25 protein-coding genes are annotated in these 25481 nt (G+C 70.8%); 10 read left to right on the top strand and 15 right to left on the bottom strand.

The window, feature by feature from the left end; genetic code table 11:
* Window positions 1–96: 96 nt before the first annotated feature.
* The 6 genes from ftsL to ACQQ2N_RS09755 all read right to left on the bottom strand — a co-directional run bounded on the left by ftsL (window position 97) and on the right by ACQQ2N_RS09755 (window position 5598).
* Window positions 97–369: a cell division protein FtsL gene (gene ftsL / locus ACQQ2N_RS09780; protein WP_440225525.1), complete on the bottom strand. Its 273-nt coding sequence runs from the start codon at window positions 367–369 to the stop codon at window positions 97–99.
* A complete protein-coding gene (rsmH, locus tag ACQQ2N_RS09775) occupies window positions 366–1289 on the bottom strand; it encodes a 16S rRNA (cytosine(1402)-N(4))-methyltransferase RsmH (protein ID WP_440225524.1) in 924 nt (307 codons plus the stop codon). The genes ftsL and rsmH overlap by 4 nt, the downstream gene beginning before the upstream one ends.
* Before the next feature lie 12 nt (window positions 1290–1301).
* The gene (gene mraZ, locus ACQQ2N_RS09770) at window positions 1302–1748 is read right to left on the bottom strand and encodes a division/cell wall cluster transcriptional repressor MraZ (RefSeq protein ID WP_440225523.1); all 447 of its coding nucleotides are present in this window, start codon (window positions 1746–1748) and stop codon (window positions 1302–1304) included.
* Window positions 1749–2016: 268 nt separating this feature from the next.
* The gene (locus tag ACQQ2N_RS09765) at window positions 2017–2268 is read right to left on the bottom strand and encodes a hypothetical protein (RefSeq protein WP_440225522.1); all 252 of its coding nucleotides are present in this window, start codon (window positions 2266–2268) and stop codon (window positions 2017–2019) included.
* On the bottom strand, window positions 2240–4588 hold the full coding sequence (locus ACQQ2N_RS09760; protein WP_440225521.1) for an FdhF/YdeP family oxidoreductase: 2349 nt from the start codon (window positions 4586–4588) through the stop codon (window positions 2240–2242). The genes ACQQ2N_RS09765 and ACQQ2N_RS09760 overlap by 29 nt, the downstream gene beginning before the upstream one ends.
* A gap of 143 nt (window positions 4589–4731) precedes the next feature.
* A complete protein-coding gene (locus ACQQ2N_RS09755; RefSeq protein WP_440225520.1) occupies window positions 4732–5598 on the bottom strand; it encodes a glycosyltransferase family 2 protein in 867 nt (288 codons plus the stop codon).
* 205 nt (window positions 5599–5803) lie between these two features.
* Here ACQQ2N_RS09755 and pepQ point away from each other — a divergent pair, with 205 nt between their 5' ends.
* Window positions 5804–7138, top strand: a complete 1335-nt coding sequence (gene pepQ / locus ACQQ2N_RS09750; protein WP_440225519.1) for a Xaa-Pro dipeptidase — start codon at window positions 5804–5806, stop codon at window positions 7136–7138.
* Between the two features lie 31 nt (window positions 7139–7169).
* On the opposite strand, the gene ACQQ2N_RS09745 is transcribed toward pepQ, so the two are convergent.
* The gene (locus ACQQ2N_RS09745; RefSeq protein WP_440225518.1) at window positions 7170–8702 is read right to left on the bottom strand and encodes a hypothetical protein; all 1533 of its coding nucleotides are present in this window, start codon (window positions 8700–8702) and stop codon (window positions 7170–7172) included.
* Window positions 8703–8905: 203 nt separating this feature from the next.
* Window positions 8906–9565, bottom strand: coding sequence for a PepSY domain-containing protein (locus tag ACQQ2N_RS09740; RefSeq protein ID WP_440225517.1), 660 nt, complete (start codon window positions 9563–9565; stop codon window positions 8906–8908).
* A 110-nt stretch (window positions 9566–9675) separates the two neighbouring features.
* Between ACQQ2N_RS09740 and ACQQ2N_RS09735 the strand changes: the two genes are divergently transcribed.
* From ACQQ2N_RS09735 to ACQQ2N_RS09720, 4 genes are all read left to right on the top strand, one after another.
* Entirely contained in the window at window positions 9676–10383 is a 708-nt protein-coding gene (locus tag ACQQ2N_RS09735) for a PepSY domain-containing protein (RefSeq protein WP_440225516.1), read from the top strand.
* The gene (locus ACQQ2N_RS09730; RefSeq protein WP_440225515.1) at window positions 10383–11045 is read left to right on the top strand and encodes a response regulator transcription factor; all 663 of its coding nucleotides are present in this window, start codon (window positions 10383–10385) and stop codon (window positions 11043–11045) included. The genes ACQQ2N_RS09735 and ACQQ2N_RS09730 overlap by 1 nt, the downstream gene beginning before the upstream one ends.
* Before the next feature lies 1 nt (window position 11046).
* A complete protein-coding gene (locus tag ACQQ2N_RS09725; RefSeq protein WP_440225514.1) occupies window positions 11047–12354 on the top strand; it encodes a sensor histidine kinase in 1308 nt (435 codons plus the stop codon).
* A 78-nt stretch (window positions 12355–12432) separates the two neighbouring features.
* Window positions 12433–12966: a DUF3016 domain-containing protein gene (locus tag ACQQ2N_RS09720; protein ID WP_440225513.1), complete on the top strand. Its 534-nt coding sequence runs from the start codon at window positions 12433–12435 to the stop codon at window positions 12964–12966.
* A gap of 2 nt (window positions 12967–12968) precedes the next feature.
* On the opposite strand, the gene ACQQ2N_RS09715 is transcribed toward ACQQ2N_RS09720, so the two are convergent.
* Both ACQQ2N_RS09715 and ACQQ2N_RS09710 read right to left on the bottom strand, forming a co-directional pair.
* Window positions 12969–13754, bottom strand: a complete 786-nt coding sequence (locus tag ACQQ2N_RS09715) for a YdcF family protein (RefSeq protein ID WP_440225512.1) — start codon at window positions 13752–13754, stop codon at window positions 12969–12971.
* Window positions 13755–13770: 16 nt separating this feature from the next.
* Complete coding sequence (locus tag ACQQ2N_RS09710) at window positions 13771–14961, bottom strand: class I SAM-dependent methyltransferase (RefSeq protein ID WP_440225511.1); 1191 nt, start codon at window positions 14959–14961, stop codon at window positions 13771–13773.
* A gap of 65 nt (window positions 14962–15026) precedes the next feature.
* Between ACQQ2N_RS09710 and ACQQ2N_RS09705 the strand changes: the two genes are divergently transcribed.
* Together ACQQ2N_RS09705 and ACQQ2N_RS09700 are read left to right on the top strand one after the other, a co-directional pair.
* Window positions 15027–15776: a pteridine reductase gene (locus tag ACQQ2N_RS09705; protein WP_440225510.1), complete on the top strand. Its 750-nt coding sequence runs from the start codon at window positions 15027–15029 to the stop codon at window positions 15774–15776.
* Between the two features lie 156 nt (window positions 15777–15932).
* A complete protein-coding gene (locus tag ACQQ2N_RS09700) occupies window positions 15933–17063 on the top strand; it encodes an HDOD domain-containing protein (RefSeq protein WP_440225737.1) in 1131 nt (376 codons plus the stop codon).
* A gap of 51 nt (window positions 17064–17114) precedes the next feature.
* Here the strand turns inward: ACQQ2N_RS09700 and ACQQ2N_RS09695 are convergent, their stop codons facing one another.
* On the bottom strand, window positions 17115–17963 hold the full coding sequence (locus tag ACQQ2N_RS09695; protein WP_440225509.1) for a DUF6159 family protein: 849 nt from the start codon (window positions 17961–17963) through the stop codon (window positions 17115–17117).
* 98 nt (window positions 17964–18061) lie between these two features.
* Window positions 18062–18544: a 2-amino-4-hydroxy-6-hydroxymethyldihydropteridine diphosphokinase gene (gene folK, locus ACQQ2N_RS09690; protein ID WP_440225508.1), complete on the bottom strand. Its 483-nt coding sequence runs from the start codon at window positions 18542–18544 to the stop codon at window positions 18062–18064.
* Window positions 18545–18695: 151 nt separating this feature from the next.
* Here folK and ACQQ2N_RS09685 point away from each other — a divergent pair, with 151 nt between their 5' ends.
* The gene (locus tag ACQQ2N_RS09685) at window positions 18696–19499 is read left to right on the top strand and encodes a 20S proteasome subunit A/B (RefSeq protein WP_440225507.1); all 804 of its coding nucleotides are present in this window, start codon (window positions 18696–18698) and stop codon (window positions 19497–19499) included.
* Window positions 19500–19509: 10 nt separating this feature from the next.
* Here the strand turns inward: ACQQ2N_RS09685 and ACQQ2N_RS09680 are convergent, their stop codons facing one another.
* The 3 genes from ACQQ2N_RS09680 to folB form a co-directional block, all read right to left on the bottom strand.
* Window positions 19510–20448: an alpha-E domain-containing protein gene (locus ACQQ2N_RS09680; RefSeq protein WP_440225506.1), complete on the bottom strand. Its 939-nt coding sequence runs from the start codon at window positions 20446–20448 to the stop codon at window positions 19510–19512.
* A complete protein-coding gene (locus ACQQ2N_RS09675) occupies window positions 20448–21893 on the bottom strand; it encodes a circularly permuted type 2 ATP-grasp protein (protein WP_440225505.1) in 1446 nt (481 codons plus the stop codon). The genes ACQQ2N_RS09680 and ACQQ2N_RS09675 overlap by 1 nt, the downstream gene beginning before the upstream one ends.
* Before the next feature lie 111 nt (window positions 21894–22004).
* Complete coding sequence (folB, locus tag ACQQ2N_RS09670) at window positions 22005–22358, bottom strand: dihydroneopterin aldolase (protein WP_440225504.1); 354 nt, start codon at window positions 22356–22358, stop codon at window positions 22005–22007.
* A gap of 158 nt (window positions 22359–22516) precedes the next feature.
* Here folB and ACQQ2N_RS09665 point away from each other — a divergent pair, with 158 nt between their 5' ends.
* Window positions 22517–24880 carry a winged helix-turn-helix domain-containing protein gene (locus ACQQ2N_RS09665; RefSeq protein WP_440225503.1) on the top strand — a complete coding sequence of 788 codons (2364 nt, stop codon included), beginning with the start codon at window positions 22517–22519 and terminating at the stop codon, window positions 24878–24880.
* Between the two features lie 112 nt (window positions 24881–24992).
* The gene (locus ACQQ2N_RS09660) at window positions 24993–25478 is read left to right on the top strand and encodes a hypothetical protein (RefSeq protein ID WP_440225502.1); all 486 of its coding nucleotides are present in this window, start codon (window positions 24993–24995) and stop codon (window positions 25476–25478) included.
* Window positions 25479–25481 lie beyond the last annotated feature (3 nt).

Below are 25481 nucleotides of genomic sequence, written 5' to 3'. Positions count from 1 at the left end.
AGGCTTTTCGACGCCCCGGTCGGACCGGGGCCGCGGACGCGGCCTGTACGGCCGGACCTGCGTTCATGGCTGTGGGTTTCCCCCTCACTGCCGTTTTCAATGTCGCTTGACGATCATCTCCGCGGCGCTCGGCGAGACCATGCCGAGGCGCCCGCGGGCGACCTGTTCTATTCGATTGTTCTCGGCTGCGGTCGCCTGCTCGAGCTGCAGGCGGCCGAACTCGAAATTGAGGTTGTCTCTCTCATCCGTGAGACGGTTGAGCTCCACGAACATGCGGCGGCTGTCGTGGCGCGTGTAGACCACCGCGATCGCACTGCCGATCACCGCGAGCATGAGCACGAGCATCGACACCACCCGCACCACGCTCATCGCCGCTTCTCCGCGACACGCAGCACGGCGCTGCGCGAACGCGGGTTGTCGGCGAGCTCCCGCTCGCCCGGAAAGACCTTGCCGAGTGCGACGAACGCCGACTCGGGCGCCTCGACCGGAGGCAGGTGGCGCCGCGATGCCGGCTGCCCGTCCCGTCCCCGCATGAAGCGCTTGACCACGCGGTCCTCCAGCGAATGGAAACTGATCACCACGAGGCGCCCGCCCGGCCGGAGCCGCTCGAGCGCACCTTGCAAACCTTTCTCCAGCGCACCCATCTCGTCGTTGATGTGGATGCGCAGGCTCTGGAACGTGCGTGTCGCCGGATGCTTGTTGCGCTCGCGGTAGCCGATCGTGCGGGCGACCAGATCGGCCAGCTGCGCGGTGGTGCGCAGCGGCTCCTCGGCGCGGCGCGCGACGATCGCGCGGGCGATGCGACGGCTCAGCCTTTCCTCGCCGTACTGCCACAGCACGTCGGCAATGGCGGCTTCCGGCGCGTCGGCGAGCCAGTCGGCGGCACTCACGCCCGACGTCGGATCCATGCGCATGTCGAGGGGACCCTCCGCCTGGAAACTGAAGCCGCGCGTGGCATCGTCGAGTTGCGGCGACGACACTCCCAGGTCAAAGAACACGCCATCCAGGCCTTGCGCGGTTTCCGGCCAGTCCGCGAGTTCCGCGAAGCTGTCGTGCCGGATGCGCACCCTTTCGTCCTTGCCGAACGTCTCGCGGGCCGTGGCGATCGCCGTCGGATCACGATCCATAAGCAGCAGCCGTCCCGGGGGTCCGAGCCTCGCGAGCACCTCGCGCGCGTGACCACCGCGCCCGAACGTGCCGTCGAGGTAGGTCCCGTCCGCACCGATCTGCAACGCCTCGAGAACCTCGGCGAGCATGACCGGTACGTGCCTGAACTCCTTTTCCCGCATCACCCGCTCCGGCTAGAAATTGAGATCGAGCATGTCCTCCGTGATCTGCTCCTCACCGATCGCCTCGCGGATGTTGGCGAGGTGTGCCTGCTCGCTCCACAGCTCGAGCTTGTTGCCCATGCCGAGGAGCACCGCCTTCTTCTCGATGCCCGTGCCGGTGCGCTGGCTGGCCGGCAACGAGATGCGTCCGTTGCCGTCCGGCTCGACGTGTGCCGCGGCGCCGACGAGACGGCGCTGCAGGTTGCGATGCACGGCCTTGGCCTTGTTGAGCCCGTTGACCTCGTCGCGAACCCGCTCCCACTCCTTTTCGGGGAAGATCCACAGGCAGCCGAGTTCGAACGGGTTGTAGGTGACGACGAGGCGGTTGCCGCTGAGCTTTTCCACGGCGTCACGATGCGCGGAGGGGATCGAGATCCGCCCCTTGTCATCGACTGAAACCGAGGTCTCGCCCTGGAACATGACCCACCAATCACCACGAAAAACCACTTCCCACCACCTTATGCCGGAGGTCAGGGGGTGTCAAGGACATTCGGGCAAAAAACGCTGGATTTCCGGCACCTTGGCGTTCATTCAGACGGGCACGTACAAGCGTACGCGGGACGATTGCGGGCGATGCCGACAGGGTTCGCGGGACGAGGCCGGGGCGGCCTGCGAGGTGGGCAAGGATCGGGAGCAGCCCATGCCGCACGAAGGGGCGAGCGGAGCGGGCCGAGAGCCCTCCGAACGGCTAGACGGCCGCCGCGAAGGCCGCGCGCGCGCGCGGCGAAAGGGAGAGCAGGAGGCGGCCCTCGTCGTCCTCGACGTCGATCCAGCCCTGCCCCGCAGCCGCGGCATCGGCGCCGAGCAGGGTCAGCGTGCGCAGCAGCACGCTCATGCGCACGCCGAGGCGCTTGCACAGGCGCGAAGCCGACACGGGCGTGTCGACCGCCGCGAGTTCGGCGAGGACGAGCTCAGCCAGTGACGGTGGCGGCGATGTCACGGGAGATGCGTACGGGCGCGGCGGTCGCGTCGTGCGGCACGAGCACGACCGGGATCGATTTCGAGGTCGGCGTGCGCGCCTCGTCGGCGAGGCTCGACAACGGCACGAGCGGATTGGTCTCGGGGTAGTACGCGGCGAGGCAGCCGCGCGGCAGGTCGTTGGCGACGAGCAGGAAGCCGCGCACGACGCGCTCGACGCCGTCCTCGGCGAGGCTGCGCACGTCGACGCGGTCGCCTGCGCGCAGGCCGAGCATCGCGATGTCCTCGCGGCCGATGAACAGCACGCGACGCTCGCCGCGCACGCCGCGGTAGCGGTCGTCGAGACCGTAGATCGTCGTGTTGTACTGATCGTGCGAGCGCGTCGTCGCGAGCGTGAACACGCGCTCGGCGCTCGTCGCCCTCGCGCGGTGCACGGGCGTGTCGCGCGCGATCGCGTGCGGCATGAACACCGCGCGTCCCTCGCGCGTGGTCCAGCGCCGTTCGCGCGCGGCATTCGGCAGGCGGAATCCGCCCGGCACGCGGACGCGTTCATTGAAATCGTGGAAGTCGTCGAACACGCGTGCGATTGCGTCGCGGATGCGGTCGTAGTCCTCGACCAGCCACGCCCAGCGCGTGCGGCTGCGCGCACCGAGCGTCGCCGCGGCCATGCGCGCGACGATCGCGGGCTCCGAGAGCAGGTCCGCCGACGCGGGCGCGTTCATGCCCGACGACAGGTGCACCATGCTCATCGAATCCTCGACGGTCACGGCCTGCGCGCCTGCCGCCTGCAGGTCGATCTCGGTACGACCCAGGCACGGCAGGATCAGCGCGTCGCGGCCGTGCACGAGATGGCTGCGGTTGAGCTTGGTCGTGATGTGCACGGTCAGCGCGCAGCCGCGCAGGGCCTCGGCGGTCGCATGCGTGTCGGGCGTGGCGGCGGCGAAATTGCCGCCGAGCGCGACGAGCACCTTGGCGCGGCCGTCGCGCATCGCCTCGATCGCCCCGACGACGTCGCAGCCGGGCTTGCGTGGGGGCGTGAAGCCGAACACCTCGCCGAGGCGGTCGAGGAACGCCGCTGCGGGCTTCTCGGAGATGCCCATCGTGCGGTCGCCCTGCACGTTGCTGTGTCCGCGCACCGGGCAGGCGCCGGCGCCGCGACGCCCGATATTGCCGCGCAGGAGCAGCAGGTTGCCGATCATCTGGATCGTCGCGACCGCATGCTTGTGCTGGGTGATGCCCATGCCCCAGCAGCAGATGACGCTGCCGGCACGCCGGTAGACCTCGGCCGCGCGTGCGAGCTGGTCGCGCGCAAGGCCCGACTCCTCCTCGATCAGCGTCCAGTCCTCGGCGGCGATGTCGGCCGCGAACGCTTCGAAGCCGGTCGTGTGCGCGGTGATGAAGTCGAGATCGACGACGCGCGGCGCACCGTCGGCGAGCGCGCGCGCATCGGCTTCGAGCACGTGCTTGACGATGCCCTTGAGCGCGGCGAGATCGCCGCCGATGCGCGGCTGGAAGTAGTCGGAGGCGATGCGCGTGTCGCCGTTGCGCAGCATCTCGAGCTTGTCCTGCGGATCGGCGAAACGCTCGAGCCCGCGTTCGCGCATCGGATTGAACGCGACGATCGCCGCACCGCGCTTCGAGGCATCGCGCAGTTCGCCGAGCATGCGCGGATGGTTGGTGCCGGGGTTCTGGCCGAAGATGAAGATCGCGTCGGCGTGCTCGAAGTCCTCGAGCGTGACCGTGCCCTTGCCGACGCCGAGCTGCGCATTCATCGCCACGCCCGAAGGCTCGTGGCACATGTTCGAGCAGTCCGGGAAATTGTTGGTGCCGTACTCGCGCACGAACAGCTGGTACAGGAACGCCGCCTCGTTGCTCGCACGGCCCGAGGTGTAGAACATCGCCTCGTCAGGCGAATCGAGCGCCTGCAGATGACCCGCGATGCGCGCGAACGCGTCGTCCCACGACACCGGCACGTAGTGGCCGCTCGCGGCGTCGTAGCGCATCGGCTCGGTCAGGCGCCCCTGGCCTTCGAGCCAGTGGTCGCTGTAGCCGGCGAGCCGTTCCACGCTCTCGCGCGCGAAAAGCTCGCGCGTCGCGCGCCGCTTCGTCGCCTCGGCGGCGACGGCCTTGGCACCGTTCTCGCAGAACTCGAAGGTCGAGGCGTGCTCGCGATCGGGCCACGCGCAGCCCGGGCAGTCGAAGCCGTCGGGCTGGTTGGCCGACAGCAGGGTCTTCGCACCCAGCGCGGGAACACCTTGCTCGAGGAGATGGCGCGCGACGCTGCGCAGCGCGCCCCATCCGCCGGCCGGGCCGGCGTAGGGCTTGATGACGGGTGTGCTCACACGGAACCTGCGGATGGCCGGTGGCGCGTCGGGAGCGACGGCGGACGCGCCGGAAGGAGGCGCATCGTGCGCAGCCCACGCACGTCAGGCAATCGGTGCGACCTATCACGCGATAGGTCGCGCTCCTGCGGGTCGCGGCAGCATCAGAGGCCGCGCGCGGACGCGGGATCCGCCGAAGCAACGTCGGAATCGTGCGCCATCATGCCGGCCGACACGGGCTCGTCGTCGATCGGCAGGCCGCGATCGAGCAGCCAGAGCCGCATGTACTTGCGGTAGACGTTGTCGGCACCGACGCAGGCCAGCGCCCAGCCCCGCCAGCCATCGAGGAAACCGAAACGCAGCACGTAGCCGCGCAGGAAGCGCAGCAGCGGACTCAGGCAGAGGTTCCACCAGTAGGCCCGACGCCCCTCGTGATGCAGCGCGCGCGCCATCAACGTCGCATAGCGGTCGCGACGCGCCCACTGGTCGGCGACGTGCCGGTAGGCATGGTGCTCGATGTCGCCGCGCAGCGATTCAACCGGACCGTCCGCAACGACCTTCTCGTGGATCTCGCGCCCGCCCCAGCGCGCGCGACGCCGGTCGAACAGGCGCAGCTTGCGGTCCGGATAACCGTTGCCGCGCCGGATCGGCCGTCCGTAGTACTCCGTGCAGCGCGCCATGCGGAATCCCGCCGCGTCGCCGAAGGCCTTGGCCCTCGCCGCATCGATCGACGCGCGCAACGTCTCGCCGATGCGTTCGTCGGCATCCAGGCACAGCACCCAGTCGTGGCGCGCGGCGTCGACCGCAGTCTGCTTCTGGCTGCGGTAGCCCGTGAACGTGCGCGTGATCACGCGCGCGCCGAGCGATTCGGCGATCGCGCGCGTGTCGTCGGTGGAGTGCGAATCGACCACGACGATGTCGTCGCAGAACGACAGCGATCGAAGGCAGTCGGCGATGTTGGCGGCTTCGTTGCGCGTGATCACGCACGCACTGAGGCGTGGGAGCGGCGCATCCGCGTGGAGGCGGAGCATGGGGAAAACCTCGTCGTTCATCCAAACAGTGTCCACGGCGCATGTCGTCCCCACGTCGAAGCGTGAACGAGCGAAGCTAAACGCCGGTTGACTCGCGCGTTCATGACGCGTTTACGCGACGATCCGTCGCAGCCCCTGCCATCCGACCCTGCCTGCTCGCGCGGCGACGCGGCACAATGGGCGCTCACCGCGAGGACACCGTTCGATGGACAGCCGCCACCCCGACCTGCACCCGCTCTACGACGAGCATCTGGCGACGCTCCGACAGCGTGCCGATGCGGCCCTCGCACGCGGCGGCTTCGACCATCTCGTCATTCCGGCCGGCCATCCGCGCTACCAGTTCCTCGACGACCGGCCCTACACCTTCTACGTGAACCCGCATTTCAAGCACTGGGTGCCGTCGACGAAGGCGCCGGGCTCGTGGATCGTCTACACGCCCGGGCGCAGACCCAGGCTGGTTTTCCTGCAGCCGCACGACTACTGGCATGCCGTGCCTGAAGCGCCGGCCGGCTACTGGGTCGAGCACTTCGAGATCGTCGTGATCCGCGAGCCGGCCGAGGCGCGCGCGCACCTGCCGGCGGATCCCGCGCGCTGCGCGATCCTCGGCGAGGCCGAGTGGGCGGTCGCCGACGCCGTCCCGAACAACCCGCGTGCGGTGCTCGACCACCTGCACTACCACCGCGCGTTCAAGACCGCCTACGAACTCGCGATGATGCGCGTGGCCAGCCGCATCGGCGTGCGTGCGCACCGCGCCGCCGAGGCTGCGTTCCGCGCCGGCGAGTCGGAGTTCGGCATCCACATGGCCTATGTCGCGGCGGCACGCCAGACCGAGGCCGACCTTCCCTACAGCAACATCATCGCGCTCAACGAGCACGCGGCGATCCTGCACTACACGGAGTTCGACCACGCGCCGCCCGCGCACCCGCGTTCGTTCCTGATCGACGCGGGCGGTTCGTTCCACGGCTACGCCTCCGACATCACGCGCACCTACGCCGCGCAACGCGACGGCGAGTTCCAGGCCCTGATCGACGCGGTGGATCGCGCCCAGCTCGGCTTCTGCGACGGCGTGCGCGCGGGACGCGACTACCGCGACCTGCATGTCCACGCGCACCACGTGCTCGCCGGCATCCTGCGCGAGCATGGTGTCATCCGCATGTCGGCCGAGGCGGCCGTCGAGACCGGCGTGTCGGCGGTGTTCTTCCCGCACGGGCTCGGCCACGGCATCGGCCTGCAGGTGCACGAAGTGGCCGGCTTCGCCGCGGGCGAGGACGGCGGCACGATCGCGAGGCCCGAAGGCCATCCGTACCTGCGCCTGACGCGCGTGCTCGCGCCCGGCATGGTCGTGACGATCGAGCCGGGCCTCTACTTCATCGACATGCTGCTTGCGGAGCTGCGCAAGCGCCCCGAGGCCGCCGACATCGACTGGGATCGCGTCGCGGCTTTCCGGCCCTACGGCGGCATCCGCATCGAGGACGACGTGGCCTGCACGACCGAGGCGCCCGAGAACCTCACGCGCGACGCCTTCGCCGAGGCGATCTGACGTGTCGCCCTGAGGCGACGGCTCGAGGCGCTCATTCGAAGCCGTTGCCGAAGATGCGGTCCTGCACGAAGCGGCCGGACACGAACGCGGACGGATACGGCGAGGTCGGCGTGACCGACTGACCGCCGACCAGGACGCGCCCGGCCGCATCGGTACCGACGGATCGCACCGCGGCATCGAGCTCGGGCGTGGCGTCGCCGTCGGGATAGACCACCGCATGCGAGCGAAGTGGATCGACGACCGTGCCCGACGCGGCGTCGAGCACGAGCGTCTGCAGGTCGCTGTGCGAGGTTCCGCCGAAATCCCGGTAGACGCGCGCACCGCCGATGAACAGTCGACCGCCCGACAGCGCGGCACCTTCCGTCACGTCGGGCCCGTCGTTGAGGAAGCAGACCGGCGTCGTGCCGGCGCCGCCGTCGTGCCCGCCGACGAGCACCCTGCCCAGAAGACCGAAGCCGAGCGCCACGCTGCCGTCGTCGCCGTCGAAGGCCACCGCGCCGATACCGGCCTGGCAGCGCCGCGCGACGTTGCCGGTCAGGTAGACCGTGTACGTGTACGCACCGAACGTCCCCGACCGCCTCACCGCGACGCCGGTGGCGCGATCGACCAGCGAACCGCCGTTGTCGAACGACCGTCGCACGAAGCCGCCGTTGCCGAATCCCGTGCACGGCGTGCCGCCGGCGCCGATGCACAGCAGTCCGTAGTCCCAGTTCTCGCCGTTGACGCGGATCGCGCCGGCCACATACAGCAGCGGTGCGGCGCCGATCGTGGGCGTCGGCTTGGTCGTGATCCTCGACACCTCCATCGAGCAGGCTTCGTTGTACGGCGCGCACAGGCCGCCCGGCACCGGGATCTGCACGTAGCCGTTGGTGTCGCCGATGCTCGTGTCGCGTACGAGCGTGTCGCCTTCGAGGCGCGCACGTGTCAGGAACGGATTGCTTTCGACCGAGTCGAGCACGCGATGGCCGACCACGCTGACCCAGGTCACGGTACCGCCACCGAGGGGGAACGTCTGGTACGCGGCCAGCCCGGCGCCGTACTCGTCACGGAAATCGCCCATCGCGAGGTGGCTCGACAGGAACGTGCCGTCGAGCCGGAACACCAGCACGTAGACGTCGTTCGTCGTCACCGAGGTCGAGCGCTGGCGGTTCGCGAGCACGTAGATGCGGCCGCCGAGCACGGCGATGTCGGTGACGCTGCGGAACGCGAGGCCTTCGGCGGAGGCATGTCGCAGCAGGCCCGGATTCGGCTCGCCGGTGACCGGCCATGTGCCGCGCAGCCCCGCGCCGGTCACGCGCTGCAGCACGACGGCGCCCGAGACGACACCGCCCAGCACGATGTCGCCGCCCGCGGCGAGTTCCGCCACGGCGGTCGCACCGGAGCCGGTGCCGCCGACGATGATGTCGCGGCGGCTCGTGAGCGGGAAGCCCGGGTCCGGCGCGAACGGGACGTCCGTGAGACTGGCCGTCGCGTCGACGGCTGCGATCGCCGCCGGGGGAGGTGCCGTGAAAGCCAGCAGCGAACACAGGGCGATCGCACGAACGGCGACGTCGGCAAGAGGCATGGCTCGGCTCCGGAAGCGGCAGGTCGACTGCAGGTGTCCGGGTTACGCGCGAACGCGGGAGGAACGGACATCGCATCGCCGGCCTGCGGCGCTCGCGAACCTTCGCGGCACGGTCTGCGTCGCGCGGATCCCGACCGGAAAAAAAAGCCCTCCCGCGCAGGCGGGAGGGCCAAGAGGCGGGCGGCAGGGAGAGCCGCGCCGCGTCAGTCGCGCTCTTCGCGCACCACGGCACCGGTGTAGGGATCGATCGTCAGCTCGACGCGCTGGCCGGCGCGGTTGCGTGCATCGGCCTCCCAGAAGCCGTCGTCGAACTCGAGATCGCGGATCTGCGTGTAGCCGGCCGCGGTCAGCGCCGCGCGGATCTGGTCGGCGGTGAGGATCGTGCCGCCCGGCGTCGTCCCGCCCGGGCCGTCGATCGTCTCGGCGAGGATCACGCCGGTGACCGGATGCAGCACGAGGTCGACGCGCACGCCGTCGCCGCGCCGTGCCTCGGCTTCCCAGAAGCCGTCGTCGAACTCGATGTCCTCGATCTGCGTGTAGCCGGCCGCGACGAGGCGCTCGCGCACCTGCACGGCGGTCAGGAACGGCGTTGTCGAGCCGGGGGCGTTGGTCCACAGGGCACGCGTGACGCCATCGACGACGACGTCGACACGCACGCCGTCGGCGGTCGTCGCATCGGCGCTCCACAGGCCGTGGCGGAACTCGAGGTCGTACGGCGCGTGCAGGCCACCCTCGGCGATGCGCGCGAGCGCCTCGCCGGCACTGGCGACCGGCTCGACGGCCGTCGCGTTCTCCTCGGCGATGGCGGGGACCGCCACGCACAGGGCGAGTGCGGCGGCAAGGGAAAGGCGGGTGAGGCGCATCGTCGGTGTCTCCACGGGTTGGGGTGGAGGCACTCTGGCGACCGTGCCGTAAACGGGTTTTGACGGTCGCGTTCACGACGCGTTTAATCCGGCGACCCGAGCATCCCGTCATGACGCGCTTCCTTCTCGCCCTCGCCCTGCTCTGCGCGACCGACGTCCGCGGCGACGACCACGACGCCGTGCGCGACGCCGTCGCGGCCGGGCGCATCAAGCCGCTCGCCGAGATCCTCGCCACCGTCCAGGCGCGCTATCCGGGCCGCGTGCTCGATGTCGAACTCGAGCGCGCCCGTGACGGCCGCCGCATCTACGACATCGAGCTGATCGGCGCGGACGGCCGCAAGCAGGATGTGCACGTGGATGCCGCCACCGGTGCGATCCTCGATTCGACCGCCGAAGGCGTCGATCCGGCCGCGATGCTGCCGCTCGCGACCGTGCTGCGCAGCGTGCTGCAGCGCCATCCGGGCGTGGTGGTCGACGTCGAGCTCGAGCGCGGTCGCGACGGTCGCGACGTCTACGAGATCGAGCTGCAGCTCGCCGACGGTCGCCGCATCGAACTCGCCGTCGACGCGGCCAACGGCGACATCGTCGACGACGACGCGCACCGTGCGATCTCGACCGATGCGCTCAAGCCGCTGCCCGAGATCCTCGACCTGATCGCCGGGCGCTATCCCGGTCTCGTCGTCGAGGTCGAACTCGAGCGCGAGCGCACGGGCCGACGTTTCTACGAGATCGACGTGCGTGGCGCCGACGGCCGCACGCTCGAGGTGCGTGTCGACGCCATGACCGGCGAGGTGCTCGGCCACGGCGAGGCCGACTGATGCGCGTCCTCGTCGTCGAGGACGACCGCGAGCTCGCCGAACGCCTGTGCCGCGTGCTCGGAGACGCGGGCCTGCTCGCCGAACATGCCGCAGACGGCGATCAGGCCGCGTTCCTCGGCGCCACCGAGGACTACGACGCCGCGGTGCTCGACCTCGGCCTGCCGGGACGCGACGGCATCTCCGTGCTGCACCACTGGCGCGAGCAGAAGCGCGACTTCCCGGTGCTGATCCTGACCGCGCGCAACCGCTGGAGCGACAAGCTCTCGGGCTTCGGCGCGGGGGCCGACGACTACCTCGCCAAACCGTTCCACCTCGAGGAGGTCGTGCTGCGCGTACGGGCGCTGCTGCGCCGCGCGCGCGGCCATGCCGATGCCGTGCTGCGCGTCGGGCCGCTCGAGTTCGACACCCACAGCTCGCGCTTCACGCTCGACGAGCAACCCCTGCAGCTCACCGCGCAGGAGCAGCGCATCCTCGCCTACCTCATGCACCGTCCCGGACAGGTCGTCAGCCGCAGCGAGATCGGCGAACACGTCTATGCGCGCGACCTCGAGCCCGACTCCAACACCGTCGACGTGCTGATCGGGCGCATCCGCCGGAAGATCGGCCGCCCCCTGATCCACACCGAACGCGGGCTCGGTTTCCGGCTCGCGTCCGAGGTCTGACGTGGCGCGTTCCGGCCTCGCCGCGCGCCTGCTCGTGCTCGGCATCGCCGCGGCACTCGTCGTCGCCGGCATCGGCGGCTGGTGGTTGCGCGGCAACCTGCACGACGTCGTCACGCGCAGCTTCGAACAGCGCGTGCTCGCGCAGGCGGACCGCATCGCCGCGCGTCTCGTCGTGGACGCGAACGGGCATGCCCAGTCCGACGATCCGCGCGCTGCCGACGAGTTCACGCGCATCTTCTCGGGCTGGTACTGGCAGGTGGACGGGGGCGCGGTACCGCTGCGCTCGCGATCGCTCTGGGATGCCAGCCTCGCGCCGCCCGTCGCTCCACGCGGCGGGGCCGTGCTGTTGCGCAGCACGGGTCCACGCGGCGAAGCACTGCTGGGCCTCGAGCGCCCCTTGCCCTCCACCGCCCCCCTCGTGCTGCGCGTGTTCGGCCCGGCCGACGACGTCGACCGCGAACGACAGCGCATCGATCACGTGCTCGCCGCGACGCTGCTCGTCCTCGTCGGCGCGCTCGCGCTGACCACGTTCGTGCAGGTTCGCCTCGGCCTGCGGCCGCTGGCGCGCCTGCGCGACGCGGTCGCGGCGATCCGTGACGGCAGCCGCGAGCGTGTCGGCGAAGGCTACGGCCACGATCTCGACCCGCTCGCGCGCGAACTCGACGACGTGCTCGCACGCAGCGCGCGCGTGATCGCGCGCGCGCGCGGACACGCCGCCGACCTCGCGCACGCGCTCAAGAAGCCGCTCGCCGTGCTCGAAGCCGACGCCGGCGGCTGCCGCGACGTTGCCGCCCCGCTCGTGCGCGACCAGACGCGCGACATGGTGCGACTCATCGACAGGCACCTGGCACGTGCCGGCAGCGGCGCCGGCGAGCGCAGGCGCCTCGACGTCGGTGAACGCCTCGCCGCGCTGGTCGCCCTGATGGAGAAGCTGCACGACGCGCGCGGCCTCGCCTGGCACGACGCCACGCCGCAAGGCCTCTACTGGCGCGGCGAACCGACCGACTTCGAGGAGATGCTCGGCAACCTGCTCGACAACGCCGGGAAGTGGGCACGCTCGAGCGTGACCGTGCACGCGCGCATCGACGGCGACCGCCTCGACATCGACATCGACGACGACGGTCCCGGCCTCGACGACGACCAGCTCGCACGCATCGCACGACGCGGCACGCGGTTCGACGAACGCGTCGAGGGCTCCGGGCTCGGCCTCGCGATCACGCGCGACATCGCCGAGACCTACGGCGGCTCGCTCGCCTTCGGGCGCAGTCCGGAGGGTGGGCTGCGCGTGAACCTCGGCCTTCCGGCCTGATCGACCGATGCGACTTTCCGGCAGCCTGCACCGTCGTGGCACCATGGCGCGACATGCGCGCAGCTGCACGAGGTCGTCATGAACCGTATCGTCCCTTTCACGCTCGCCAGCGTCCTCGCGGCGGGCCTTGCCGCGGGTGCGCCCGCGGCCCGCGCCGCCGCACCGCAACCGGCCGACGGCGCCCGCGTCCATGTCGACTGGACCGATCCCGCCGCGTTCACCGAGGTCCGCGACAGCCACGGCCGCGGCATGCTGCGCGCGACCGACTGGCTCGGCCGCCTGCAGAAGCACGTGGTGATGCGTGCGGACGCGATGCTTCCGCCCGGGCAGCGCCTCGACGTCACGTTCACCGACGTCAAGCTCGCCGGTGCGTTCGAGCCCTGGCGCGGCCCGGCGATGGACGACGTGCGCATCGTCAAGGACATCTACCCTCCGCGCATCACGCTGCGCTTCACGCTGCGTGGTGCGGATGGCAGCATCATCGAGGAGGGCGAGCGCACGCTGCGCGACGCGGCGTTCCTGTCACGCGGAATCGCCAGCACGAGCGACACGCTGCGCTACGAGAAGCGCCTGCTCGACGACTGGCTGCGCCGCGAATTCAAGGCGGCCTGAGGTCAGTCCTCGCCGGTCTGCGACTCGGGCGCCCTCGCGCCGTCGCGCAGCCAGCCGCGGCGGTAGGCGAATTCGCCGAGGATCTCGTGCAGCGCGGCATCCGTCTTGGCGAGTGCGCTGGTCGCCGGCAAAAGGTAGCGGAAGCGCCCGCCGGTCGCCTGCAGGCGTTCCGCCGGCCATGCGCAGACGTCGAAACCCGCCTCGCGGAACGAGAACTCGGCACGCGCCATGTGCAGTTCCGAGGTCACCAGCCAGATCCGCCGCGGCACTGCAGGATCGAGTTCGGCGGTGAATCGCGCGTTCTGCCAGGTGGTCCGCGAGCGCGCCTCTTCGCGGATCGCCTCGCGTGGCACGCCCAGTCGTTCGAGCAGCGTCGCCATGAGCGCGCTCTCGGTGACGTCGCTGCCCGCGTAAGGGCTCGGTCCGCCGCTCACGACGATCGGGGACGGCTCGAGACCGTAGCGCTCCGCGGCTGCGAGGCTGCGTCGCAGGCTCGCCGGCGACAGCGCCTTGACGTCGCCTGCGTCGTGCGGCCGCGTCGTGACACCGCCGCCGAGCAGCACGATGGTCTGCGGCAACGGCGCGATGCAGTCCTCGGGTGACGACGCCCGGGCTTCCTGCCAGCGCACGAGATGGTTTGCCGCCCACGGCGTCGTCAGCACCAGGCAGGCGAAGACCGCCAGCCCCGCGACCACGCGCAGGCTGCGTGGCAGCCAGCGCCACAGCAGCACGGCCACGAGCGCGGCGAGCACGCCGAGGCGCAACGGCGAGACGAGCCAGCTCAGCATGCGCGCGTCCCTGCGTTCAGAGCCGGAACCCCTGGTCGATGTCGGCGAGTCCGGCCGGCAGCGCCGACGGCGCAATGCCGCGTGCGAGCAGCAGAAGCTTGAAGCGCTCGCCCATCTCGGACGGCAGCGTGAGCCGCTTGACCTCCTGCGCGAGCCGATACCGCGTCACCTCGTCGGCCTCGGCGACGCCGGCCTCGAACAACGCAGGCAAGCCCATCGCGAGCAGGAACTGCGCCTGCGTCGTGTAGCCGGCCACCGCGAATCCGGCGTGGTTGCCGGCTTCGGCGAGCGCCGTGAAGTCGACCGAGGCCGTGATGTCCTGCAGTCCCACCAGGATGAAGGGGTCCGCGTGCGCGCGATGGCGGTAATGGCACATGAGCGTGCCGTCGCGTCGCTCCGGCCAGTAGAACTCGCCGCGCGGCTCGCCGTAGTCGACGAACACGGCGAGGCCGGCCTCGAGCGTGCCGGCCACGGCCTGCATCCAGAACGGCAGCTGCGGCAGGATCTCGGAACGGTAGCCGTCGGCGAAGCCGATGCCGAGATCGCGCTCGGTGTGGCGCACGGCGGCACCCACGAGCGCGTCGGCCGGGCGGTCCTGGCGCACGAAGCGCCCTTCGCCATCGAGCACGACGTGTTCCTCGAACACCTCGCCGTCGCGCAGCGTGAAACGCGTCGCGGGCAGTGCGTCGATGACCTCGTTGGCGAACAGCACCCCACACCAGCCCTGCTCGGGCGGGCCGTCCAGCCATTCCACGCGTGCGAACAGGTCGGCCTCCAGCGCGCCACGCAGCAACGTGCGCTGGCGCTCGCGCAGGTCCGCGCTCGGCTCGAGGACCGCGTAGCGGGCCGGCACGACACCTGCCGCCGCGAACGCACGCAGTGCATCGCGTGCGAACGCACCGCTGCCGCCGCCGAGCTCGAGGAACGAGGCCTCGGGCCCGAGCTCGCGCAGGACCGGCGCGAACGCACCGGCGAGCGTGCGCGCGAACAGATCGCCGAGCTCGGGCGCGGTCACGAAGTCGCCGGCGACACCGAACTTGGTGCGCCCGGCACTGTAGTAGCCGAGCCCCGGCGCGTAGAGGCAGCGCTCCATGAAACGCGGGAAAGGCATCGGTCCGCGTGCGAGGATCTCCTCGCGCAAGGCGGCGGCGAGGCGCGCGGAATGGTCGAGTTCATCCGCGCCCGGCGCGGGAAGATCGTTGCTCACGGCTGGTCCGCCACGCCGACTTGCGGCACTCTGGTCAGGATAACGGGGCGCTTGGAGATCACCTAATGACCGAGCAGGTCCAGGGCCGCCGGGTCGCACTGGTCACGGGCGCGGCGCGGCGTGTCGGTGCGTGCATCGCGCGAAGGTTGCATGCGGACGGCTACGACGTCGCGCTGCACGCGCGTCGCTCGCTCGACGAACTCGGCGCCGTCGCGCGCGAACTCGATGCCGCGAGGCCCGGCAGCACCCACACGCTCGTGGCCGACCTCGACGATGCAGGGGCACCGCAAGCCCTCGTCGATGGCGTGCTCGCACGCTTCGGGCGCCTCGACGCGCTGGTCAACAACGCCTCGACGTTCCATCGCACGCCGGTCGGCTCGATCACGCTGGCCGACTGGGACGGCTTGTTCGCCTCGAATGCCCGCGCACCGCTTTTCCTGGCCCAGGCCGCTGCGGATGCGTTGCGCACCGGGCGCGGCGCGATCGTCAACATCGTGGACATCTACGCCGAGCGCCCGCTTCCCGGCTTCAGCGTCTACTGCATGGCCAAGGCCGCACTCGGTGCGATGACGCTGGCGCTCGCGCGCGAGCTCGCCCCGGACGTGCGCGTGAACGGCGTCGCGCCGGGCGCGGTCCTGTGGCCCGAGAACGGCGACGACTACGCCCGGCGCGACGAACTCGTCGCGCGCACGCCGCTCGCGCGCACGGGCTCGCCGGAGGACATCGCCGGAGCCGTGGCCTGGTTGCTGCACGACGCGCCGTTCGTGACCGGCCAGATCCTGCGCATCGACGGCGGCCGCTCGCTGGCGATCTGAGGCACTTCGCCGCCCCGGCACCACGGGTATCACCGGTGTTTGTGAAGGCGGGCACAGCTCGACCGTCCGTACGCACGCGTGCCGATGCGCGCGGCGCGATCATTCGGTACAGTCCCCGGGCGGACCGCTGCAGGTCCGCGATGCAGGGGACCCGTGTTGCACATCCTGTTCGTCGGCGACGAAGCGATCCTTCCGCCCGACCTCGGCGATTACCTCGCCGATCTCGGCGAAGGCACGCATCTGGAGAAGGCCGCCAGCGGCCGTGCCGCAATGGCGGCGCTGTCGCGCACGCCGTTCGACGTCGTCATCGCGGGACCCGCCTCGCCCAATCATTCCCCGGCCGACCTGCTCGACCAGACCCGCACGCTGCGTCCCGAGGCGATCCGCATCGCCCTCATCGACGCCAACAGCTCGGTGAAGGCGCCGGCCGCGCGCCTCGTAGGCGTGGCCCATCGCTTCCTGTCGCTGCCGCTCGCCTCCGAACACCTCATCGAGGCGATCCACAGCATCGACGAGCTGCGCGAGATCCTCGACGACCCGCGCCTGCGCGCGCTGGTCGGCCGCATCGACAACCTGCCGTCGCCTCCGCAGCTCTACTTCACGCTCATGCACGCGCTCGAGGACGAGGAGCGCAGCAGTTCCGCCGACATCGCCAAGCTCATCGCGGGCGATCCCGCGATCGCGGCGAAAGTGCTGCGCATGTGCAACTCGGCGTACTTCTCCAACGGTCGCTCGATCAGCGACCTGCGCAGCGCGGTCACGCGGCTCGGCATGGCCACGCTGCGCGACCTCGTGCTCGCCAGCGAGGTGTTCTCGATGTCGAGCTCGCTCAAGATCGACCGCACCGAACTGCAGCGCCGCTCCCTGCTCGCCTCGCGCCTGCCGTCGCGCATGCTGCCCGAAACCAGCGCCGAACTCGGCGCGACCGCGGCGCTGCTCGCCGACATCGGCCTCCTGCTGCCGGGCGTGCGCAACGAGCGCCATCCACCCGAGGACGGCGTCGAGGACGACCGCCCCGGCCATACCGAGGCCGGTGCCTACCTGCTCGGCCTGTGGGGCCTGCCGATGCCGATCGTCGAGGCCGTCGCGTTCCACCGCCAGCCGCAGCGTTCGGGCCAGCGCAGTTTCTGGGTGCCGGGCGCCGTCCACGTGGCGGTCGCGCTCGCGGCACGCGAGCCGGTCGACGAGCAATACCTCGCCACACTCGGCGTGCTGCCGCGCCTGCCGGCGTGGCGGGAACTCGCCGAAAGCCTCGCCGCGCTCGACACGCCGGCCGGCCGGCGCTGAAACGAAAAAGGCCGGCCCGCTCACGCGGACCGGCCTCTCCTTGCCGGATGATCAGGCCTTGACGCGGAACGCGTCGGCGACGAGCTCGTGACTGAACGCACCGCCGGCCTCACGGCCCGAGGCGTAGCGGTACAGCGCCGCCGAGTACACGCCCTGCATCGCAGCCTGCACGAGGATCAGCAGGAGCAGCACGACCACCGAGACGGCGACCGTCGCGACGAGCAGCGGCACGCTGCCGGTCTTCGCGGCGAGCACGACGAGACCGCCGCAGACGCACATGAGCGCGAAGATCAGGAAGCCGAACACGAGGCCCATGCCGCCGTTGCCGATGAGGTTCTGGCCCCAGGTCTTGCGCAGCATCTCGGCGCTGCGCTTGACCGCGTCGATCGGGCCGACGTTCTGGTTCACGAGCACCGGTACGACGAGGAACGTCGCCGCGGTCCAGGCCACGCCGATCAGGCCGACGATGAAACGGCCGATGAAACCCGCACGCTCCTGCAGCGCACGCAGGATCACGCCGACCGTCGCGGCGATCACCGCATAACCGAGGATCGGCCCGACCTTCGAGCCCGCGATGCGCAGACCGTCGGCGAGCGTCGGATCACCGCCGTCGAGACGGATCAGCGCGGCGCCGACCAGCGCCGAGTTGAAGAAGATCACGACGAAGTACTGCACGACGTAGAAGCCGAACAGCAACAGGTACATGAGCGGCGCGGGGCCGCCGCTGCGCTCGAACGACGTGAACACGCCGCCGAGCAGCGCAGGCACGAAGAAGCTCGCCGCGACGATCAGGCTGCACACCGCCGACAGCAGCGGGAACACGAGCAGCTCCTTGTCGGAGCGCAGCACCGATGCACTCGCCTTCACGAGCGCCCAGCTGTGGGCGAACTTCTCGAACATGACCGGTTGTCCCCTGGACGCTGGCAGGTTGCCAGCGGACGCTATTGCAGCACTGCACCGTGTGCACGTAAAGCGGCAGGGCCGCGACGTGTGACGGCCTAGAGGGTGACGACCTCGAGCACGTCGCTGCGTGCGGGATGTGCGTCCCACAGCGCGGCAAGCGACACACCGGTCACCGGGTGGCGGAACGCCGGCGCGAGTTCGGCCAGCGGGCGCAGCACGAACGCATGCTTCAGCTCGTCGCGCGGCACCTGCAGATGACCGGGACCCTCGATCACCTCGTCGCCGTAGAACACGATGTCGAGGTCGAGCGTGCGGCTCGAGAAGCGCGGCACGTCGCGGCGGCGGCCGCGGCGATCCTCGAGTGCGTGCAACCACGCGTCGAGCTCGGCCGCAGGCAGCCCGGTGTCGAACGCGACCGCGAGGTTCACGAACGCAGGTCCGTCGAAACCGACCGCCGGCGTGCGGTACGCCGCCGACACCTCGATCGCGCCGAAGCGCTCGCGCAGGGCCTCGAGGGCGGCACGCAGGTGCAGCTCGGGCTGCTGGTTCGAGCCGAGGCTCAGGTACACGCGCGGCATGGATCGGCTCCTCGGCAAATGCACGCCCAGATCGACGACGCGCGTGCCCGCGACACGGACGTGGCGGATCGCCCAGCATCGCGGCTCGCGGGCGGTACGCGCAAGCGTGCGGCCGCTAGAATCCCCGACCGGCACACCATCGGGCAGCGACATGACCTACTGCGTCGGCATCCAGGTGCGCGAAGGCCTCGTGTTCGCGGCCGATACGCGCACCAGCGCCTCGTTCGACGACGTGCGCGTGCACGGCAAGCTGCACGTGTTCGAGGTGCCCGGCGAGCGCGTGTTCGTGCTGCTGACCTCGGGCAACCTCGCCACGACCCAGGCCGTCGTCGCACGGCTGCGCCGCGACATGGCCTCGCCACAGCCGGTCCCCGGTCTCGCCACGGCACACGATGTCGCCGAAGCGGCCGATTACGTCGGCAGCCTGCTCGTCGCCGCCCAGGCGCAGGTGCGCGACGCCGCGCAGCACGGCGTGAGCGTCGAGGCCACGCTCGTGCTCGGCGGCCAGGTCGCCGGCAGCGAGCCCGCGATCATGCTCGTCTACCCGCTCGGCAATGCGATCGCGGCGTCGCCCGAGACGCCGTACCTGCAGATCGGCGAGTCCAAGTACGGCAAGCCGATCCTCGATCGCATCATCGACGCCGACACGCGCCTCGAGGACGCCGCGCGCTGCGCGCTCGTGTCGCTCGATTCGACGATCCGCTCCAACGTCTCGGTCGGCCTGCCGATCGACCTCGTGCTCGTGCGCACCGACGCGCTGCGCGTGGCCGAGCGCCTGCGCCTCGACGAGGACACGCCGCTCTACGCCGAGATCCACGACACATGGTCGCGCAAGCTCGAGGCCGCGGTGCGCAGCCTGCCGAAGTTCGCGTGGGAGATCCCCGCGCCGATGCCACCGGCGCGCGACGTGCGCGTCGATGCCGGCGACGCACAGCAGCAACAGCAACAGCAGTGACCTCGCCGCTTCAGACCTTGAAGTAGGCCTCGTGCACGACCGCGTGCAACGCCCCGAGGCTGACCTGGATGCGGTCCATGAAGTCGCAGGGATCGTCGCCGAGCTTGGCGGCGTCCGCGTCGCGCACGAGCGCGACCGAAACCTCCAGCGCCTTGCCGACCGCCTTGCGCTCGGGCATCGACGGCAGGATGCCGCGCGCGCGGCTCAGGCAGAACAGCACGCTGCGCGGGAACTCGTCGTTCTGCAGCAGGAAGCGCAGCGCGAGCTCGGGCGTGACGCGCTGCTTCACGTGGCGCCGGTACATCTGCAACGCCGCGAGCGAACGCAGCACGCTCATCCACTGCATCGCGTTGAACGCCTCGGCGTTCTCGGCGACACGTGCACGCACGATGCCGGCGGCGCCCGCGTCGATGATGCGCGTGGTCATGTCGGCCTGCTCGAGCGCGGTGCCGAGACGCAGGAACTGGTAGCCGATGCCGCGGCTCACGTTGGCCGTGAGCAGGCCCGACACGCGCAGGCAGCCGTCGATGACGCGGTTGACGAACTCGAGGCGGTAGCGTCGCCCGACGCTGCGCTCGCCCTGCGCATCGATGTAGAGGTGGATGTCGTTGACCGCTTCCCAGACTTCCTGCGGCAGCGTCTCGCGGATCGTGCGCACGATCTCGCGCGCATGCCGCACCGAGCCGCGCAAGGAGAGAGGGTTGCGCTCGTCGATCATGAGGAAGCGCATGACGTCGGCTTCGCTGGCCTGCTCGTCCGAGTCCGGGTACAGCTTCGCGAACACGTCGCCCGCACCGACCGTGTCGATGAGCGGACGCCAGTCGAAGCGTGCCGCACGCGGCATGTCGAGCTGCAGCTGGCCGCTCACGCCGACCAGGCGCGCGGTGTTCTCGGCACGCCGTACGTAGCGGCTGAACCAGTAGAGGTTTTCGGCGACGCGCGACAGCATCAGGGCACCTCGTCCAGGTCGACGATCCACGTGTCCTTGGCGCCGCCGCCCTGCGACGAGTTGACGACGAGCGAGTTGCGCTTCATCGCCACGCGCGTGAGCCCGCCCGTGGTGACGTGGATGTCGTTGCCCGACAGCACGAACGGACGCAGGTCGAGGTGGCGCGGCTGCGGGCCCTTGTCGGTGATGATCGGCGCGGTCGACAGCGACAGCGTCGGCTGCGCCATGTAGTTGCGCGGGTTGGCGAGGATCAGCTTGCGGAACTGCTCGTGCTGGCGCTTGGTCGCGCGCGGCCCGATCAGCATGCCGTAGCCGCCCGACTCGTTGGCCGGCTTGACGACGAGCTGCTCGATGTTGGCGAGCACGTAGTCGCGGTCCTTCTTCTCGGCGCACAGGTAACTCGGCACGTTCGGCAGGATCGCCTGCTCGCCGAGGTAGTACTTGATCATCTTCGGCACGTAGGCGAACACGACCTTGTCGTCGGCCACGCCGGCGCCCGGCGCGTTCGCGAGCGCGACCTTGCCGGCGCGCCACGAGCGGATCAGGCCCTTCACGCCGAGCACGGAATCGGGATGGAACACCTCGGGATCGATGAACAGGTCGTCGACGCGGCGGTAGATCACGTCGACGCGCTGCGGCCCGTAGACCGTGCGCATGTAGGTGCAGTCGTCGTCGTCGACGAACAGGTCGCCGCCCTCGACGAGCTCGATGCCCATGCTCTGCGCGAGGTAGCAGTGCTCGAAGTAGGCGCTGTTGTAGATGCCCGGCGTCAGCAGCGCGATGACCGGGATGTCGCCCGGGCGCGGCGTCAGCGCGGCGAGCGTGTCGTAGAGCTGCGAGGGATAGGCGTCGACCGGCAGGATCGCCGTGGTCTCGAACAGCTCGGGGAACACGCGCTTGGCGACGAGGCGGTTCTCGAGCATGTACGACACGCCGCTCGGGATGCGCAGGTTGTCCTCGAGCGCGTAGAGCGTGCCGTCCCCGTCACGCACGAGGTCCGAGCCGCAGATGTGCGACCAGATGCCGAGCGGCGGCTTCACGCCGACGCACTGCTTGCGGAAGTTGACCGAATCCTTGAGGAGCGCGCCCGGGAACACGCGGTCCTTGACGATCTTCTGCTCGCCGTAGATGTCGCCGATGAACAGGTTCAGCGCGCGGATGCGCTGGCGCAGGCCTGCTTCGGTGCGCTCCCACTCGGGTCGCGCGATCACGCGCGGGATGAGGTCGAACGGCAGCGTGCGGTCGACGTTGCGGCCTTCGGAGTAGACCGTGAAGGTGACGCCCATGACACGCGCGGCGACGTCGGCGGCGACCTGGCGTTCGGCGAGCTCGCGGCGCGACAGGCCGGCGAGGTAGTCGACGAGTTGACGCGCCGCGGGACGTGGCTGCCCGTCGGCCTGGATCAGTTCGTCGTAGGTGGATGAACGGTAACGCCCCCAGTCCATTCGCTCACCTTGGCCGCGCCGACCGGCGTCACCGGACGCCGGCGCTCATGGCGATATTGCATGGCAACATGCCCGTATCGCCGGGCGGCCGTCAAGCGGGAACGAGGCGCCTCAGCCGCGCGAACGCTCGATCTGCACGCCGACCGCGCGCGACCCACGCACGGCGCCGGGCTTGGACAGGCGCAGGCGCACGTGGCCGACGCCGAACTCGTCGAGGATGATCGCCGCGCAACGCTCGGCCAGCGTCTCGACGAGCTGGAACTCGGCCGCCTCGACGAACGCGATGAGGCGCTTGGACACGGCCTTGTAGTCGAGCGTGTCCTCGATGCGGTCGGTGGCGGCCGGGCGCGTGTTGTCGAAACGCATCTCGATGTCGAGCGCGACGGTCTGGCGGATGCGGCGCTCCCAGTCGAAGATGCCGATCACGGTGTCGATGCGCAGGTCGTCGATGAAGACGTAGTCCATGGTCCGGGTCCGGCGTGCGGGTCGGCGATTATGGCCAAGCGCGCCGGCGCGCGCGACGATCGCGCGTCGGTCGACGTCCCGGAGGATCCGACGCCGCGCCATGGCAGGCACGCATCCCCTCGCCTACCATCGCCGACAATCCCCGCTCCGAGTACCACGTGTCCCTGCCCGCGCGCTTCCGCACCGGCGACCGCCTCATCGACGTCGACACGCGCGAGCTGTGGCACGACGGCGCAAGGCTGGACGTCGAATCCAAGGTGTTCGACCTGATCCTGCTGCTCGCCTCGGCGAACGGGCGCGCCTTGTCCAAGCGCGAGATCGGCGAGGCGCTCTGGGGGCACCGCCCGGTCACCGACGCCGCGCTGTCGCAGTTGCTGCGCAAGGCACGCCGCGCGCTCGGCGACGACGGCAACACGCAGCGCGTGATCCGCACCGTGCACGCGCACGGGTTGCAATGGGTCGGTGCGATCGATGCCGACGATCCGGCACCTGCACCGCCTCACGCCGAACCGGTGGGTTCGGCGCCGCCCGCGCGCGGCACACCTGCGCCTGCGGCATCCCCGCGCCGGCAAACCGCGTGGCGCATCGCGGGCATCGCGCTCGTCTTCGTGGCGACCGCCGTCGCCGCGTTCGCGTGGCACGCCAGGGATCGCGTTGCCGAGGCCGCGCCACGCCCGGTGCTCGCCGTCGCACCCGTGGCCGAACGCAGCGGCGACACCTCGCTGGCCTGGGTGAGCCACGGCATGATGGGCCTGCTCGCCGCGATGCTGGCCGAACATCCCGACCTCGACGTGGTGCCGTCGGCGACCGTGCGCGAGGTGCTCGCCGACGTGGCCGTCGACGACGCGGCGCAGCGACGCGCGCTCGTCGCGGCATCCGGCACCAGCCACGTGGTGTTCGCCGAACTCGATCGCGTCGGACCGCTGCACCGGCTCGTGGTGCGGCTCGTTGGCCGCGACGGCATCGAGCGGCGTGACGAGTTGCACGGCGAGGCACCGGCGGCGCTGGCCGCCGACGCGGCCGCGCGCGTGCGCGGCTGGCTCGCGCGCGGTTCGGTCACGCCAGCGGCAGCGGCCGAGTCCGGCATCCGCGACGCGTTCGTCGCCGAGGCCTATGCGCGCGGCCTCGATGCGCAGCTTCGCGGCGACCTGCTCGGCGCACGCAGGTACTTCGAACTGTGCATCGACCACGATGCCGACCTGCTGTGGCCACGCCTGCGCCTCGCCACCGCGCTGGTCATGACCGACGACCTCGAGGCCGGCACCGCGCAGGCCACGCGCGTCGCCGATGCCGCGCGCGAACGCGGCGACGACGTGCTGCTCGGCGAGGCGCTGCGCCAGCTCGCCTCGGTCGCCTACCGACGCGGCGACCTCGACGCGGCCACGCGCCGCCTCGACGAGGCGCTCGCCCTGCCCGGCACGCTGGTGCGTCCGCTGTTCCGCGCCGAGCTCGCGGTCGCCTACGGCTCGATCGAGGACGACCGCGGTCGCACGGCGACGGCGCGTGGGCATTTCGAGGACGCGCTCGCGATCGCGCGACGTGCCGCCGACAGGCGCCGCGAGGCGCTCGTGCTCGCCAACCTCGCCGGCGTCGACAACAGCGAAGGCGATGCCGAACGTGCCGCGGCGCGCCTGCGGGAGGCGCTCGACGCCGCGCGCGGCAGCGGCGATGCCCACCTCGAGACCGGCCTGCTCGCCAACCTCGGTGCGACCGAACTCAACAAGGGCCGCCCGGCCCAGGCGATGCCGCTGATCGCAGAGGCCCTGCGCATCGCGCGCCACCGGGGGGATCGCCAGTTCGAAGCGCTGACGATGGTGCTCGCCGCCTGGACGCTCGCCGCGCTCGACCAGCCCGATCTCGCGACACGCGCCGCGAACGACGTGCTCGCCGCGGGCGAGCACGAGGACAATGCGTACTGGCAGGCCGAGGCACACGCCACCCTCGGCGATCTCGAACAACGCGCGCGCCGCTGGGCAGCGGCCATGGACCACCTCGATCGCGCCTACACGCTCTATGCCTCGGGTGGCATGCAGCGCAACGCCGCACAGGTCACGGCCGAGGCGGTCCGCATCGCGACCGTGCAAGGCGATGCCGCGCTCGCCGCACGTCTCGCCGACCGCTACCGCGATGCCGCCGAAGCCGAAGCCGGCCATCCGCTGCTGCGCACCTACCTGCCGGTCATCGACGCCCAGCTGCGCCATGTTGGGGGCGATGCCGACGGCGCGATGACGGCGCTCGCCGCGTTCGTGCACGGTCGCGGCAACGACCGCGGTCCCGCCACGCTGGCCGCGTGGTTCCAGCTCGCGCGCTGGCGCCTCGAACGCGGGCAGGCCTCGGCCGTGCTCGCGGATCCGGCATGGCAGGCATGGCTGCGCGACCATCCCGATGCCCTGCTGCTGCGCATCGCGGCGCTCGAGGCCGAGGGCCATCGCACCGATGCCGCCGCCGAGCGCATCCGCCGCGCGGCGCTCGTCGCCCTGCCCGACGAGCAGCGCGATCCGGGCCGGCTGGCCGCGCGGTGAGACGCGCGTCACGCCTGCATCAGCATCCGGGAGACCCTCGTCATGATTCCGTCATGACCCGACACGGCTGCGATCGCTCCAATCGGCACTCCCCATGCCGGAAGCCCTGCCCATGAACCGCCTCGCCCTCGCCCTTGCCCTGCTCGTCGCCGCCGCGCCCGCCACGGCCGCGGTCGTCACGGTGCGCTACGACTTCCCGGACGTCGCCAACATGGCCGCGTCGTACGGATGGTTCGGCGGCGACTGGGGGCAGATCTCGGAGGGCGAGATCCTGTCCACGACGGTCGTCATCGCCGACTACACCTCGTACCCGGGCCAGGATGCCTCGGAGTTCTACGTCGCCTTCGACGTGCCCGCGACCGGCGCGCAGACCCAGGTCCGCATCACGGGCGCCAGCCTCGGCTGGTCCGGTGCGGGCGTGTTCAACCACAGCGTCACGACCGACGCCTACAACGGCCCGATCCGGCCCGGCCGCTTCGGTGCGGAGTACGTCGGGGGCGGCGACTTCGCGTCACCGTCGTACATCGAGTTCACGGTCGACGCCGTGCTGCCGGATCCGCTGTTTGGCGACGGCTTCGACGACGAGTGGCGCGACTGACGC

The organism is Dokdonella aquatica, assembly GCF_051987395.1.
Taxonomy (GTDB): domain Bacteria; phylum Pseudomonadota; class Gammaproteobacteria; order Xanthomonadales; family Rhodanobacteraceae; genus Dokdonella.
Note: the sequence above shows the minus strand (reverse complement) of the source record. Positions and strands in the feature narration are given on the sequence as shown.

What these genes read in the sequence shown, in the direction of transcription:
- ftsL (WP_440225525.1), bottom strand. Translation starts at nt 369, where the DNA reads ATGAGCGTGGTGCGGGTGGTGTCGATGCTCGTGCTCATGCTCGCGGTG.
- rsmH (WP_440225524.1), bottom strand. Translation starts at nt 1,289, where the DNA reads ATGCGGGAAAAGGAGTTCAGGCACGTACCGGTCATGCTCGCCGAGGTT.
- mraZ (WP_440225523.1), bottom strand. Translation starts at nt 1,748, where the DNA reads ATGTTCCAGGGCGAGACCTCGGTTTCAGTCGATGACAAGGGGCGGATC.
- ACQQ2N_RS09755 (WP_440225520.1), bottom strand. Translation starts at nt 5,598, where the DNA reads ATGCTCCGCCTCCACGCGGATGCGCCGCTCCCACGCCTCAGTGCGTGC.
- pepQ (WP_440225519.1), top strand. Translation starts at nt 5,804, where the DNA reads ATGGACAGCCGCCACCCCGACCTGCACCCGCTCTACGACGAGCATCTG.
- ACQQ2N_RS09745 (WP_440225518.1), bottom strand. Translation starts at nt 8,702, where the DNA reads ATGCCTCTTGCCGACGTCGCCGTTCGTGCGATCGCCCTGTGTTCGCTG.
- ACQQ2N_RS09740 (WP_440225517.1), bottom strand. Translation starts at nt 9,565, where the DNA reads ATGCGCCTCACCCGCCTTTCCCTTGCCGCCGCACTCGCCCTGTGCGTG.
- ACQQ2N_RS09735 (WP_440225516.1), top strand. Translation starts at nt 9,676, where the DNA reads ATGACGCGCTTCCTTCTCGCCCTCGCCCTGCTCTGCGCGACCGACGTC.
- ACQQ2N_RS09730 (WP_440225515.1), top strand. Translation starts at nt 10,383, where the DNA reads ATGCGCGTCCTCGTCGTCGAGGACGACCGCGAGCTCGCCGAACGCCTG.
- ACQQ2N_RS09720 (WP_440225513.1), top strand. Translation starts at nt 12,433, where the DNA reads ATGAACCGTATCGTCCCTTTCACGCTCGCCAGCGTCCTCGCGGCGGGC.
- ACQQ2N_RS09715 (WP_440225512.1), bottom strand. Translation starts at nt 13,754, where the DNA reads ATGCTGAGCTGGCTCGTCTCGCCGTTGCGCCTCGGCGTGCTCGCCGCG.
- ACQQ2N_RS09705 (WP_440225510.1), top strand. Translation starts at nt 15,027, where the DNA reads ATGACCGAGCAGGTCCAGGGCCGCCGGGTCGCACTGGTCACGGGCGCG.
- ACQQ2N_RS09695 (WP_440225509.1), bottom strand. Translation starts at nt 17,963, where the DNA reads ATGTTCGAGAAGTTCGCCCACAGCTGGGCGCTCGTGAAGGCGAGTGCA.
- folK (WP_440225508.1), bottom strand. Translation starts at nt 18,544, where the DNA reads ATGCCGCGCGTGTACCTGAGCCTCGGCTCGAACCAGCAGCCCGAGCTG.
- ACQQ2N_RS09685 (WP_440225507.1), top strand. Translation starts at nt 18,696, where the DNA reads ATGACCTACTGCGTCGGCATCCAGGTGCGCGAAGGCCTCGTGTTCGCG.
- ACQQ2N_RS09680 (WP_440225506.1), bottom strand. Translation starts at nt 20,448, where the DNA reads ATGCTGTCGCGCGTCGCCGAAAACCTCTACTGGTTCAGCCGCTACGTA.
- ACQQ2N_RS09675 (WP_440225505.1), bottom strand. Translation starts at nt 21,893, where the DNA reads ATGGACTGGGGGCGTTACCGTTCATCCACCTACGACGAACTGATCCAG.
- folB (WP_440225504.1), bottom strand. Translation starts at nt 22,358, where the DNA reads ATGGACTACGTCTTCATCGACGACCTGCGCATCGACACCGTGATCGGC.
- ACQQ2N_RS09660 (WP_440225502.1), top strand. Translation starts at nt 24,993, where the DNA reads ATGAACCGCCTCGCCCTCGCCCTTGCCCTGCTCGTCGCCGCCGCGCCC.